This is a genomic window from Kineosporia succinea (genome assembly GCF_030811555.1).
Lineage (GTDB): Bacteria > Actinomycetota > Actinomycetes > Actinomycetales > Kineosporiaceae > Kineosporia > Kineosporia succinea.
Map to the genome: position 1 here is coordinate 5,965,410 of NZ_JAUSQZ010000001.1, position 12,821 is coordinate 5,978,230.

Sequence of the window (12,821 nt, forward strand, 5' to 3'; positions counted from 1 at the left end):
TCCTTTCGTGAAAGGGACGTCCGGCAGGAACGTCCATCATTCAGTTCGACTCCCCGCGCCGCCGGAACTCATCGGCCGCACCGGGAGCGCAGGTGCACCACCCAACTAGCAACTGTGTTTATAGTAGGCGGCGTGTCCTTGAAACACGTCATGCTCGGCCTGCTCGCCGGTGGTGAGCAGCACGGCTATGAGCTGAAACGCCTCTACGACCTGCGCTTCCCGGCGGCCCGCCCGCTGGCGAGCGCCCAGGTCTACTCGACGCTGGCCCGGCTGGCCCGCGACGGCATGGTCGTGGCGGGGGAGCCCGAGCGGGTCGGGGGGCCGGACCGCACGAGTTACGCCCTCACGCCCCAGGGGCAGGAGGAGTTCGTCGCCTGGCTGCAGGAGGTCGAGCCGCCGAGCCCGTTCGTGGCCAACCCCCTGGCGGTCAAGGTCACCCTGTTCCTGCTGACCGCTGGGGCGGACGGGGCGCGCGGTTACCTGCGCCGCCAGCGGGAGGCGCACATGCGCCGCATGCGTGAGTACACGCAGGTCAAGACCGATCCGGCCGGCAGCCTCGCGATGGTGCTGGAAGCGGACTACGCCATCGAGCACCTGGACGCGGACCTGCGGTGGATGGGCAGCGCCCTGGCCCGGGTCGAGCTTCTCGAGAAGGAGATCACCTCATGAACGACGACGTGCTGAGCTGCCGGGCGGTGGTGAAGAGCTACGGGGAGTCCCCGGCGTTGCGGGGCATCTCGTTCACCGCCGCGAAGGGTGAGATCGTGGCCGTGACCGGGGCCTCCGGGTCCGGGAAGTCCACGCTGCTGCTGTGCCTGTCCGGCATCCTGCGCCCGGACTCGGGCGAGGTGACCTTCGCGGGCCGGCGGCTGGACACCGCGTCCGAGTCGGAGCGTTCCCGTCTGCGGCGCACCGACTTCGGTGTGCTGTTCCAGTTCGGGCAGCTGGTTCCGGAGCTGACCGCGGTGGAGAACGTGGGCCTGCCGCTGCTGCTGGCCGGTGCCCGCCGCCGGGAGGCGACGCGGGTGGCGTCCTCGTGGCTGGAACGTCTCGGGGTGCACGATCTGGCCGGCAAGCGCCCGGGGCAGATGTCGGGTGGGCAGGCGCAGCGCGTGGCCGCGGCGCGCGCCCTGGTCACCGAGCCGCAGGTGCTGTTCGCGGACGAGCCCACGGGCGCCCTGGACAGCGTGAACGGTGAGGCCGTGATGGCGGAGATGGTGCGCGTCGCGCGGGGTGCCGGCACCACGGTGCTGATCGTCTCGCACGACGCCAGGGTCGCGGCGCACGCCGACCGTGAGGTCGTGGTGCGCGACGGGCTGGTCGAGGGGCCCGACGGCCGCCTCGTGGGTGAGCACCTCGCGACGTCCGGGGGCCTGCTGTGAGCAGGGCGGCCGGGCGGATGTCGTGGCGCACCGGGCTGTGGCTGGCGGGCAAGGGTGGACGCGCGGACGGTACCCGGATCGCGCTGACCGCGACCGGTGCCGCGCTGGGCACGCTGTCGCTGCTGGCCGCCGTCACCGTGGCGGCCACCGGCGAGGGCGACGGCCCGTACACCAGCGACCTGCTGAACCAGACCGGGCTGCACCCGGGCATCGTGATCGCCTTCCTGCTGCTGTGCATCCCGATCCTGGCCTTCGTCGGTCAGTGCTCGCGGATCGGCGCCCCGGCCCGCGACCGGCGCCTGGCCGCCGTCCGCATGCAGGGAGGCACCCCGTCCGACGTGGTGCGCATCGCGGCTGCCGAGACCGGTCTGGCCGCGATCGCCGGAGCGGCCGCGGGCACTGCCGCCTATTTCGCGCTGCGGGTGGTCCTGGGCGGCCCGGTCCTCGCCACCTACACGCTGCAGCGGGTGTCCGACGGTACCTCCATCGAGAACGAGTACACCGGCCCGGCGCTGCGTTTCCCGACCGACGTGCTGCCGGGCGTCCCCGTGTTCGCCGTCGTCGTCATTGCGATTCCCCTGCTGGCAACGCTTTTCGCGGTCGTCGCGCTGCGCCGCACGACCTTCTCGCCGTTCGGGGTGGTGCGCCGCGAGCAGCATCGGCCCAGCCGCTTCGGGGCACTGGCCCTGTTCGTCGGGGGCACGGTCGCGCTGAGCGGGTTCTCCGCCGTGGTGGACCTCGCCGGGGTCCGGGCGCCCGAGGCGATGGCGTTGCTCTTCGTGCTCCTGCTGCTGGTCACCGGTGTCGGCCTGCTGATGAGCACGACCGCGCTGTCGGCCGCGATCGGGCAGCTGCTGGTGCGGTACGGCGAGCGTCCCAGTCTGCTGATCGCCGGGCGCCGTCTGCTGGCCGCCCCGGGCCAGAGTGCCCGGGCCCACGCCGCGCTGCTGCTGGTGGTGCTGCTGTGGGCGTTCACCCAGGGCTACGGCGCGAATCTCCTGGCCATGGTGGAGCGGGACGAGGTCGTCTACAGCACCGACTCCTCGTTCTACCGGGGCGCACTGGCGCTGGTGCATCTGGGCTTCGGGGTGGGCGCCGTGATCACCGCGGCCAGCCTGCTGGTGGGCAGCGTGGAGGGTGTCCTGACCCGGCGGCGTCTGCTGGCCGGCCTGGCCGCGGTCGGCGTGCCCGGTTCGGTGCTGGCCCGGGCCACCGTCGTGGAGACGCTGGCGCCGCTGGTGCCGGCCGTTCTCGCCGCGACCGCCGCCGGCATCTGCGCCGCCCGCGGCGCGCTGGGCACCACGGTGGGGGAGATCGGCATGACCGTCGACGTGCGGGTGCCGTGGGCGGGTCTGGCCGTCGTCAGTCTCGGCACCCTGTCGGTGGTGCTGATCATGGTGCTGGGGTCGCTGCCGCTCCTGCACCGCAGCGCCGATCCGGCCGAGTTGCGCGCCGAATAGGCGGGTTTCGCAGGGTGGGGTGATGGTGGACGGCGGGGTCGGCGAAAGCTCTCCGGCCGGCGAGGTTCTCGGTCGGCGCCTCAGGCGTCGAGGGCGTCGATCCGGGCCGAGAAGTCGTCGACGAACCGTTCCAGCAGTGTCCCGAACGTGCGCTGGTCCTCGGCCGACCAGCCGTCCGTGGCGCCCGAGAGCCAGCCGAGCACGGTCTCCATGTACCGCCGGACGGCGGTGGAGCCCGTCTCGGTGAGCTCGATCAGGCGGGCGCGCTGGTCGTGGGGGTCGGGGACGCGCCGGGCCAGGTCGCGCCGTTCCAGTTCGTGCAGCTGCCGGGTGACGTGCGGGCCGACCACCTGCATGCGGGTGGCGATCTCCCCGACCCGCAGCGGGGTCCCGGCCATGTGCAGCGTGATGAGCACCGACATGGCGGGGCGGTCGACGCTCAGGCCGGAGGCGGCCATCGCCCGCTCGATCAGCCGGCCGCGGTTCAGCACGCCGCTGATCTGCGCCAGGCGCGGCAGGACCGTCATCAGGTCCAGGCCGGTCTCGTGCTCCGGCGACCTGTCCGCCGGTGATTCGTCTGTCACAACCACTCCACTAGATACCTAAGTTAGGTATATTCTCGGTTCAGCCGCACCGCACGGGCAGGCATTGCCGTGCGTGAAAAAAGGATACCTAAAGTAGCTACCTGTGGAGGGCAACCATGACCAGCGTCCTGATCTCCGGTGCGAGCATCGCCGGCCCGGCCCTGGCCTTCTGGCTTCACCGCGCCGGTTTCGAGGTCACCGTGCTCGAGAAGGCCCCGGACCCGCGCGCCGGCGGGTACCCGATCGACATCCGCGGCAGCGCCCTGGAGGTCGTGCGGCGCATGGGCGTGCTGCCCGACCTGCAGGCCGCACACGTCGACACCCGCACCATCACCTTCCTGCACCGCGACGGCAGCCCGGTCGCCGCGCTCGCGACCGGCGCCACCAGCGGCGGCGGCGCGCCGGGCGACCTCGAGGTCCGCCGCGGCGACCTGACCGCGATCCTCTACGGCCGGGTGCGGCACGACGTGGAGTTCCGCTTCGGCGACCGCATCACCTCGCTGCGCCAGCGACCGGACGGCGTGGACGTCACCCTCACCGACGGCCAGGAACGCAGCTTCGACCTGGTGATCGGCGCGGACGGCCTGCACTCCGCCACCCGCGCCGCCGTCTTCGGCCCGGAGGAGCAGTTCCACCACTACCTCGGCACCTGCTTCGCCGGGTTCACCCTGCCCAACGCCTGGGGCCTCGCGCACGAGGCCGTCCTGTGGAACGTCCCCGGCCGCAGCGCGGCCCTCTACGCCACCGGTGACAGCGAGTCGGTGCACGGGTTCCTGTCCTTCCACCAGCCCGAGCCGCCGTTCGCGGCGTTCCGCGACCCGCGGGCCCAGCGCGAGCTCGTGGCCGGGCGGTTCGCGTTCGGCGACTGGCAGATCCCGGCCCTGGTGCAGGCCATGCGCGAGGCCGACGACCTGTTCTTCGACGTCGTCAGCCAGATCCGCATGCCCCGCTGGTCGTCCGGCCGCGTGGCCCTGGTCGGTGACGCGGCGGCCGCGCCCTCCTTCCTCACCGGGCAGGGCACCAGCCTGGCCCTGGTCGGGGCCTACCTGCTCGCCGCGTCACTGGCCGCGAACCCCGACCACGAGAAGGCCTTCGACGCCTACGAGCAGGACACCCGGGCCTTCGTGACGGCCAACCAGGCCCTGGCGACCGCCGGCGGATCCGCCATGCACCCGCGCACCGAGGAGGCTCTGGCCCGGCGCAACCAGATGCTGGCCGGGCTCAGCGAGCTGCCCGGCAACGGTTCGGTGGAGGCCCATTCGGCGATCCGGCTGCCCGACGTCCGCTAGGCCAGCCGCTGAAGGGCCGTCGCCAGCTGACGCTGCGCGTCGGTCAGGGGCGGGTCGTTCAGGTGCCGGGCCTGCCCGAGCTCGCCGTTCATCGCGCTCAGATCGCCCCGCAGCAGATGGATCCGGGCCAGGCGCAGATGGGCCCAGGCACTCTCGGGAGTGACGGCGAGAGCCGCGGCCATGTCCATGTCCGCGGCCTCGTGCCGCCCGGCCTCGGCCAGGGCCAGCGCGCGGGCCGAGCGGGCGTAGGCGATCGAGAACATGTCGAGCGCCTCGTCCAGGTAGCGGTCGAGTTCCCGCACGGCGAGGGCACCACCACCGTTGTCGGCCAGTAGCTGCCCGCGGTGCAGACGGATCTCCAGCGACGCCGGATCCATCTCCAGCAGTGCGGTGAACCCGGTGAGGGCGGTCGGCACGTCACCGGCGTACCAGGCGTCGTTCGCCTCCTCGTACAGCTCGTCCCAGGTCGGTGCATCCTGCGCGACGCCGACGGCCGGGGCGCCCGCGGTCATGGGCACGAGCACCTCGGTGGCGGCGCGGGCGGGCCGCGCAGGCGCCGGGAACACCTCGGCCCGCTGCTCGTGCGGGGCCGGGGTGCTCGCCCCGACGTGCGGCGACCCGGTTTCACCCGTCTCCAGCAGGTCCAGCATCCAGTCGTTGTACTCGACGGCCATGTCCGCGGCGGCCACCTCCTCGACGGCCTCGGTCAGGTCGCCGGCCGACATGGCCCCGGCGAAACGGCGGCAGGGCAGACCCTCGCGGTAGACCACGATGCTGGGCAGCGCCCTCAGGTGATGACGCTCGGACACCTCGCGCTCCTCCATCGCCTCCACCGTCCACACCGGGATCTGCGGGCTGCGGCGCGCGAACTCCTCGAGCTCGGGCTGGAAGGCCGCACAGGCCGGACTGGCCTGGACCCGGAAGACCAGCACACACAGCCCGGTTCCGAGCACCTCGTCGTGACGGTCGATCGGGAGAGCGTTCATCATGCTGTGCTCACGACGAGCGGCCCGTCCAGGGTTCAGCCGGGCCGGGCTCAGGTCGAGCAGGCGGACGCGGCACGCACCACGCACGGGTACTGCTGCCACTCGCGCAGGTTCCCGCGCGGGTCGAACAGGTAGGCGCCGTCACCGAGGTGGGACGGCGCGCCCGTGACGTTCTCGAAGATCGGCGCGCTGCGTCCGTAGTAGTAGTGACCCGGCCGGGCCCCGGACGGCCGGTGCCCGACGTGCACGTACACGGACTTCCCCGGCCCGACCCGCGCACCCCCGGGAAAGATGTACCCCCGCCGCGCCGCGGCCTTCGTCGCCGCGGGCCGGGTCGCGGAGTCGCGCACCCACCAGCCGCTCAGATCGACCGTGCGCGTCCCGTGGTTGGTGACCCGCACGTACTCCCCGTTGACGTTCTTCGAGTCGTCTCCCGGGGCGTCCCACCGCACCCGCACCGACAGATCCGCGGCCGGCCCGCGTCCGCAGAAGTCGTTGTCCCACAACCCCAGGCCCCGGGCCGCCGCGGTCTGGGCGGCCTTCCGGTACGCCCGGTTGAAGGTGTACTCCGTCTTCTGGAAACTGGGCAGGACCTGGCCCTCGGCCAGCAGGGTCGCCCCCACGTCGCGCCAGCGGCCGTCCGGGCCCTCGACCGCCACGAACCGGGCCCGGCGACCCAGATTGCTGCTGCCGGACTCACGAGCGGTCAGGCGCACACGTCGTCCCAGCCCGTCGTCCGTGGTCAGCAACGACCGCAGGCGCGCCGTGGCCTCCACCGCATGGCACTCACCCGTATCCAGGGAGACGTCGTGGTGGTACTCGTACAGCTCCATCGCCTGGATCCCCAGCAGACGCACCCGGGTGCCCTCCCGGCCGGTGTCCGCGGGCACGCCGTCGATCGCGACGTCCACGGTGTCGCCGTCCGCCACGAACGCCACGGTCCCGTACTCGGTGACCCCCGCGGCGGCAGCCGTCGCCCCGGTGGCCGACGGCGTCACGGTCACGAACAGGCCCACGAGCATGACGAGGGACGCGCTGAGCCGAGTCCTCGGACGCCGGTGCGCCATCGCGGAAACCACCCTTCCTGATCGCCTGCCCTCCCGATCGGCACGCTCGACGGGATCGACACCCCCGCACCGGCCCGCATGCCTCCAACGGCCCAGTGCGCGCAGCGGATGGACGCGTCGGGTCCGGGGCCGCCGGGGCGGCGGCCGGACTCAGGCGGTTGCGCTCACGACCGGCCCTCCTTCTCCCGTAACCCGTTCAGGTCGTAGCTGAACTCCCCGTTCTCGTACCGCGTGCGCAGCGTGGCCTCCCGGGCGGCGCGGGCCCGCGCCGCCACCAGCACCTCGTCGATGCGGGCGGCCGGCACCACACAGGCGCCGTCGGCGTCCATCAGCACGGCGTCACCCGGCTCGATCCGCTGCCCGCCGACCGTGACCGCCACGTCGACCTCACCGGGGGAGTCCTTGGCCGCCCCCCGGACCCGGCGCCACCGCGCCCACACCGGCAACCCCAGGTGCCGGACCGCGTCGACGTCCCGGACCGACGCGTCCACCATCACCCCCACCGCCCCGGCCACCTTCGCCTGCGTGAGCAGCAGATCGCCCACCAGGGCCACCGGCCGGGGCTCCGGCATCGCCAGCACCAGCACCTCACCCGGGCGCACCGACGGCATCACCTGGTGCACCGCCCAGTTGTCGTCCTGTGCGCACGCCGCGATCCGGGCCGGCCCCGCGACCGACGTGCCCGCCAGCAACTGCTCCAGCTCCACGTCGACGAGCCCCTGCCGCCCGGCCGCCTCGTAGACCGTGGCCACACCCAGTGCCGCCAGCTCCTCGTAGACGCCGCTCACAGCTGACCCACCACGTTCGGGACCAGACGCTGGAACGCCTCGGCCTGGCGAATATCCGCATCACCGGTCACCTTCCGGGCGTGATTGCCCCGATGCTCGGCCCGCTCGGCGTAGTACCGCTGCAGGTACCTCTGCGCCGCCATCGCCCGCATCGCCTCCTTCTTCGCCTCGAAAACGCTGGTGATGTCCAGGAAGACGCTCGGCACGAACCCGCACAGCTCCGGCTGATGGGGCTCGAAGACCAGGAACTCGGTCGGCGGCGCGGTGCGGAAACCACTGTCCACCCCCGCCCCCGACGACAGCAGCCGAGCCTGCGCCACCGCCTGGTGCGCCGTCGGGTGATCGGGATTGAACGGGTCCCTGTCCGGATGCGTCAGCACCACGTGCGGCGCGAAGTCACGCATCAGCTCGGCCAGCCGGTCCACCGCCTCCGGCGTCACCCGCAGCGGGTAGTCACCCAGGTCGAACGCCACCAGCCGGGCCCCCACCGCCGCCGCGGCCGTCTCGGCCTCGGCGTGACGGATCTGCTTGACCTTCTCCTCGGTCTGGCCCTCCTGCTTCCACAGCTCACCGGACTCACCGCGCTCGCCGTACGACAGGGCCACCACCACCGACTCGCCGCCGGCCGTGCTGTTGCGGGCCAGCGCACCGGCCGCCCGCCAGACGAAGTCCGCGCTGTGCGCCCCGACCACGAGAAGCCTTCTCACGCCGGACCTCCCACCGCGCGCGTGTTGTCGACCGCCATGACGCGCACCTCGTCCTCACTGAACCCGTTCTCCAGCAGGCGATCGGCCATCAGGGCCAGACCGTCCTCCACCGGCGGGTTGAACGGCTGCCCCAGGTCGCTGGACAGGATCGAGTGCTCGGGCCCGACCTGGCGGATGTGCTGGAACATCAGGTCCCAGCTGATCTTCCCGCTGTACGGGGTGGTGAAGCAGCGCTCCATCAGCGCGCCGTACCGGGTCAGCTGACGCTGCGCCCGCACCGGCACCCGCTGGGACGTGAACTCCGGGTGCGTCACCACGATCCGGCGCACTCCGGCCTCGTGCGCCGCGCGGACGGTGGCCACGATCTCGGGGCCGGACAGGTGCCCGGTCGCCAGCACCATGTCGTACTTCGCGACGACCCGCAGCACCTGCCGGACGGCGGGAAGCACGTCCCCGCCGGTGTTCACGACGTCGATGGCCGGGGCCGTGACGCCCTCCTCGGCCAGCTCGGCCTGGAGTTGCGCCCACATCGGCGGGGCCACGCCCCCGGGGGCCTCGGCCTGGGTCTCGCGCTGGTTGCGGCAGTCGACCGTCGGCATCCACACCACGCGGGCACCACTGCGGCCGGCCAGCTCGACCGCGACCGGATTCAGGCCCCCGACCGCGGCATTCAGGGTCAGGGCGCCCAGGACGTCGACACCGGGGACGGTGTTGCGCACCACCTCGGCCCGCTCACCGGTGGGCACGTAGTGCGACTTCAGCACGAAGCCGGCCAGACCGACCTCCCGGAAGCGGCGGGCCAGGGTGACGTCGTCGATGCGGCGGCGGATGACGTCGGGGGCGACGTGGACGTGGGTGTCGTAGGCGCCGGTGACGAGTTCACGGGCGCGGTCGGTGGGAAGGGGATGGACGACCTTCTCGGGATCGGTCACGGGGGAGGACCTTTCGACGGTGACGGGGTTGCGTGCTGCGCTCGCGCCGAGCCGGCCCGGCGCACGGTGTCCCCGCCGGGGGGACAGGTGGCGGCGTAGGGCCGCCCCGGCCGCGCCGGCATATGTATGTCGCCTCCCAATCGTCGACAACATTGTCAACAATTCTGAGCATGACCCAGCGCCCCCGGCCGGCGCAAGGGGGTGGGCATCGGTGATCGGCAGACGCGCTCCGGGGCGGGACGCAGCGCCGTCGAGAGACGTTGTCCACCGGACGACGACGGGCCGCGAATCCCGTGCCCGACCCCACCACCGATGCCCTGCTGCACCGCATGACCGCCACCGGGCGCTCGCTCCGGCGACGAGAGTCCCTGCAACGGAGGGCGTTCCACCGTCGAGAGCTCGGTCGTCATCCGTCGGCCCCGCGACAACCCCGAGGACGGCCTGCTCGTGACCTGGCCGGTGATCACCGACGACAGCGCCCCGACGATCGACGTCCCCACGGTCGAGCCGGTGGCCGAGGATCGAACCCGGGTGCGGTCCTGTGCCGTGGAGGGGGGTATGACCTTGACTCCGCTCTTTGCCGATTTCACCACCCGCGCCGCGCGCACCCAGAACGCGGAGGTCGGGATGTCGCGGGCCGCGACGGTGGGCGGACACTGCCAGGTCGGGGCGGGCGGCGTGGTCCGGCTGGGTTTCGCCGGGGCCGCGCAGGACGACGAGCTGACCCTGAAGGTGCGGGTCCTGGTGTCGAAACTGGGCGCGCAGGTGGGGGTCGCGCCGCTCACGGTGCTGGTGAACGGGCACGTCGTGGCCGACCGGCTGCGTGTTCCGGGCGGCGGCGACCTGCCGCAGACCCTGACGTTCGCGGTGCCCGGCTTCTGTCTGCAGGGAGCGGGGAACGTGCTGGAGATCCGCTCGGGGGCGGACGCCACCTCGATGCTGTGGCTCTACCAGGTGCTGCTGGAGTCGGTGTGGGACCGGGACGCGGCCGAGAACGCCCTGCGGGCCCTGGACGCGGGAGAGCCGGCGCTGACGTACGAGACGCGGCTGGGTGAGGACGGGGGCCGGTGGCAGCCGGGTCCCTCGCTGCGGTTGCGGGTCGAACAGGGTGGGCGGGCCGTGCTGCCGTCGGACCTGTCCTGGCGAGGGCAGGACGGATGCGAGGGATCGGCCGTCTTCACCGCGGAGCTGGACGGGTTCCTGGGGGCCTACCGGCAGGCGGACGGGAGCTGGTCGCAGTGGCGCGGTGACCTCATCGAGCGCGCGGACGCGTTCGAGGCGCCGGGAGAACGCTTCGTCACCGAGGTGAACTGGGGGCACCAATGGCACGACGCGGGTGAGCTGGACCTGTTCCTCGAGGTCGGCGAGCAGCGGACGGAGCGGGCCGGGTGGCGCGATCCGTCGGGGCGCTCGGTGGTGGTCGCGCTGACGGACGACGGGCTCACGTTCACCGGTCACGCCCAGAATCCGCACGAGGGGGCGCTGGGATATCGAGGACGACTCATCACCTCCGGGACGGAGGGGGAGGATCCCGAGGACCTGGATGACGACGAGGACGCCGCCCCGCCGGCCGGGTACCGCTGGCTGGCCGCGACCGGCGGGGACGTGCCCGAGGGGGCGCACCCGCACGGGCGGGACGAGTCGGGCAGCCCGGTCTGGGTCGCCCGGGTCAGCGCGTTCGGGGGTGTGCACCCGGCCATGGCCGGGCCCCAGTTCGGCGGCGCCGTGGTCGCCTTCGGCGGCTCGGCCCACACCATCGAGGACTACGAGATCCTCATGGACGAGGGCATCTGGGTGCGTGACCAGGACGGCGAGGTGCCCGACGACCGGGCCGTCGTCGTCGGGCGCGAGCGCGGCGGCGAGCGCCTGTACGCGGCGCGCACCGAACTGGTCCGGGCAAACGGTGTGCGGGTGCGGCTGCCGGGCAAGCTCCGCCCGGAGTTCGGGGGCGTGAACGTGGCCGTCGACGGCGGTGAGCGTGTCTCGCCGCGGTACGAGGTGCTGGTGCATCCCGGGGTGCAGGGCCCCTTCGGGGCGGGCCGGGCGACGGCTTGCGCCCGGTCCGTGGCGCCGGAACCGGCGGATGTGCGAAGGAGTCCGACAATCTGCTAGATTTCAGAACACCGAAGGACAGGGAGAATTCACCCGCCCGGTCCGGCAGGTGCAAGCGGATGTAGCTCAGTTGGTAGAGCGCCACCCTTCCAGGGTGTTGGTCGCGTGTTCGATCCTCGCCATCCGCTCAGAACGAAGAAGGCCCGAAGCCCCGCGCTTCGGGCCTTCTTTCGTCGATGGCCCGGCCTCGTCGGGGTGTGGGTGAGGCCGGCCAGGTTGACCTTCGGTGCGTCCCGGCGGACCTGCCCGCGAGTGGTGGTGGGCGCCACGTTTCCGAGTTGAGTTTCAAACTTGCTATATGTCAATTTGGCGCTCGTGAAGGTCACGAAGAAGCTGACCGCGGTCGCCCTGGTCATGATGGAGCAGCCGGGGGGCCGCTACTGGGCCTACGACCTGGCGCGGCGGGCTCACGTCAGCCTGGCCGCTCTGTACCCGATGCTGACCCGGATGCTCGACGAAGGATGGGTCGAGGACCACTGGCAGCCCGATGTGGAGGGGCGGGGTCGTCCGGCCCGGCGCATGTACACCCTCACCGAGCAGGGGCGTTCGGAGCTCGGTGGGATTGCCGCCCAGGCTCCGGCGACGCTGCGTGGGCGCGCTCTCGGCACCGCGCACGGGAGAGGTCTGGCGGGCGCATGACCACGATCCTGGACGCGCTGCTCGATGCCCGCACGCCCGGGGTGCTGGTGGTGGTCTTCGGCCTGGTTCCCGGTGCTGTCGTCCGTGTCCTCAATGTCTGCTGGCCGGCCGGTGACGCGCGCAGGGCCGAGAATCTCGGCGCGCTGGCCTATCTGCCCCGGTGGAGACGCCCGCTGTACGCCCTGGCTCTCGTCGTGCCGGCTCTGAGCGACGGGCTCCCGCGCCGGACCCCGCCGGGGAGCCGGGCGCGGCGGGTCGTGGCGCGGGCGGGCTGGGTCTGGCGCTGGGCCTGGCGCTGGATCGTGGCACCGCTCTGGACGACGGTGGCGGCCACCTTCTTCCTCTTTCCCTTCGCCTGTTACATCGCGGCCTGGATCCAGCTGAGGTTTCACCACACGCCCTGGGCGTTGTACTGGGCCATGGCCGAGTTGCTGTTCCCCGGGGAGTCCTCGTTGAGCGCTCTGCGGTCCCCGGCGGTGATCGGGTGCGTCGTTCTGGCGGTGCTGGTCCGGAGGTTCTGTCCGGTCGTCACCTGGTCGCTGTCAGCGACTCTGGTCGTGACGCTGTACGTGTGGCTTGTCGGGTACGACGGTCCGCTGGGGCTGACGGCGGGCATCGGGGCGTCCCTGATGCTCGTGAACGTCGTGGTCGCCGTCGCCTGTGTGGTGCGCCGTGCTCCTGTGGTCCGACCTGTTGTCGGCGCTTCACCGCTCGAGGCGAGAATGACATGACGGCGCTGCTGGAGGCGCTGTGCGACCCGTGGACGTACGGGTTGTTCCTGGTCGTCTTCGGTGTGGCTCCGGGGCACGGGGTCAGGATCCTCAACCTGTGCTGGCCGGCGAATGACCCGCGGCGCCGCGAAAACCTGGCCACGC

General features: G+C 72.3%; 13 protein-coding genes and 1 tRNA gene. 8 read left to right on the forward strand and 6 right to left on the reverse strand.

All coding sequences use genetic code 11. The annotated features are described in order from the left end of the window. Positions 1-132: 132 nt before the first annotated feature. The 3 genes from J2S57_RS26325 to J2S57_RS26335 are packed head-to-tail and all read left to right on the forward strand — an operon-like array spanning position 133 to position 2,842. Complete coding sequence (locus tag J2S57_RS26325; protein ID WP_307247759.1) at positions 133-669, forward strand: PadR family transcriptional regulator; 537 nt, start codon at positions 133-135, stop codon at positions 667-669. Next, positions 666-1,382 carry an ABC transporter ATP-binding protein gene (locus J2S57_RS26330; protein WP_307247761.1) on the forward strand — a complete coding sequence of 239 codons (717 nt, stop codon included), beginning with the start codon at positions 666-668 and terminating at the stop codon, positions 1,380-1,382. Before J2S57_RS26325 ends, J2S57_RS26330 begins: the two co-directional genes overlap by 4 nt. Continuing rightward, on the forward strand, positions 1,379-2,842 hold the full coding sequence (locus tag J2S57_RS26335; protein ID WP_307247764.1) for a hypothetical protein: 1,464 nt from the start codon (positions 1,379-1,381) through the stop codon (positions 2,840-2,842). Before J2S57_RS26330 ends, J2S57_RS26335 begins: the two co-directional genes overlap by 4 nt. Before the next feature lie 80 nt (positions 2,843-2,922). On the opposite strand, the gene J2S57_RS26340 is transcribed toward J2S57_RS26335, so the two are convergent. Further along, the gene (locus J2S57_RS26340) at positions 2,923-3,426 is read right to left on the reverse strand and encodes a MarR family winged helix-turn-helix transcriptional regulator (RefSeq protein ID WP_307247766.1); all 504 of its coding nucleotides are present in this window, start codon (positions 3,424-3,426) and stop codon (positions 2,923-2,925) included. Between the two features lie 116 nt (positions 3,427-3,542). On the opposite strand from J2S57_RS26340, the gene J2S57_RS26345 reads away from it, so the two are divergent. Further along, a complete protein-coding gene (locus J2S57_RS26345) occupies positions 3,543-4,715 on the forward strand; it encodes an FAD-dependent monooxygenase (RefSeq protein WP_307247768.1) in 1,173 nt (390 codons plus the stop codon). Here the strand turns inward: J2S57_RS26345 and J2S57_RS26350 are convergent. From J2S57_RS26350 to J2S57_RS26370, 5 genes are all read right to left on the reverse strand, one after another. Further along, on the reverse strand, positions 4,712-5,803 hold the full coding sequence (locus J2S57_RS26350) for a thioredoxin family protein (RefSeq protein ID WP_307247770.1): 1,092 nt from the start codon (positions 5,801-5,803) through the stop codon (positions 4,712-4,714). The genes J2S57_RS26345 and J2S57_RS26350 overlap by 4 nt on opposite strands. Then, complete coding sequence (locus tag J2S57_RS26355; RefSeq protein ID WP_307247771.1) at positions 5,752-6,768, reverse strand: lamin tail domain-containing protein; 1,017 nt, start codon at positions 6,766-6,768, stop codon at positions 5,752-5,754. The genes J2S57_RS26350 and J2S57_RS26355 overlap by 52 nt, the downstream gene beginning before the upstream one ends. Positions 6,769-6,932: 164 nt before the next feature. Beyond that, positions 6,933-7,556: an RraA family protein gene (locus J2S57_RS26360; protein ID WP_307247773.1), complete on the reverse strand. Its 624-nt coding sequence runs from the start codon at positions 7,554-7,556 to the stop codon at positions 6,933-6,935. Further along, positions 7,553-8,263, reverse strand: a complete 711-nt coding sequence (locus tag J2S57_RS26365; protein ID WP_307247775.1) for a PIG-L deacetylase family protein — start codon at positions 8,261-8,263, stop codon at positions 7,553-7,555. The genes J2S57_RS26360 and J2S57_RS26365 overlap by 4 nt, the downstream gene beginning before the upstream one ends. Further along, on the reverse strand, positions 8,260-9,195 hold the full coding sequence (locus tag J2S57_RS26370; protein ID WP_307247777.1) for a DUF6282 family protein: 936 nt from the start codon (positions 9,193-9,195) through the stop codon (positions 8,260-8,262). The genes J2S57_RS26365 and J2S57_RS26370 overlap by 4 nt, the downstream gene beginning before the upstream one ends. Positions 9,196-9,642: 447 nt before the next feature. On the opposite strand from J2S57_RS26370, the gene J2S57_RS26375 reads away from it, so the two are divergent. The 4 genes from J2S57_RS26375 to J2S57_RS26390 all read left to right on the forward strand — a co-directional run bounded on the left by J2S57_RS26375 (position 9,643) and on the right by J2S57_RS26390 (position 12,677). Further along, entirely contained in the window at positions 9,643-11,307 is a 1,665-nt protein-coding gene (locus J2S57_RS26375) for a DM9 repeat-containing protein (RefSeq protein ID WP_307247779.1), read from the forward strand. A gap of 55 nt (positions 11,308-11,362) precedes the next feature. Continuing rightward, positions 11,363-11,435, forward strand: a tRNA-Gly gene (locus tag J2S57_RS26380). Between the two features lie 187 nt (positions 11,436-11,622). Beyond that, complete coding sequence (locus tag J2S57_RS26385; RefSeq protein ID WP_307247781.1) at positions 11,623-11,946, forward strand: PadR family transcriptional regulator; 324 nt, start codon at positions 11,623-11,625, stop codon at positions 11,944-11,946. After that, on the forward strand, positions 11,943-12,677 hold the full coding sequence (locus tag J2S57_RS26390; protein ID WP_307247783.1) for a hypothetical protein: 735 nt from the start codon (positions 11,943-11,945) through the stop codon (positions 12,675-12,677). The genes J2S57_RS26385 and J2S57_RS26390 overlap by 4 nt, the downstream gene beginning before the upstream one ends. Positions 12,678-12,821 lie beyond the last annotated feature (144 nt).

Bases quoted from the DNA above. Each gene is read 5' to 3' on its own strand.
- J2S57_RS26330 (WP_307247761.1), top strand. From the start codon at position 666: ATGAACGACGACGTGCTGAGCTGCCGGGCGGTGGTGAAGAGCTACGGG.
- J2S57_RS26345 (WP_307247768.1), top strand. From the start codon at position 3,543: ATGACCAGCGTCCTGATCTCCGGTGCGAGCATCGCCGGCCCGGCCCTG.
- J2S57_RS26355 (WP_307247771.1), bottom strand. From the start codon at position 6,768: ATGGCGCACCGGCGTCCGAGGACTCGGCTCAGCGCGTCCCTCGTCATG.
- J2S57_RS26390 (WP_307247783.1), top strand. From the start codon at position 11,943: ATGACCACGATCCTGGACGCGCTGCTCGATGCCCGCACGCCCGGGGTG.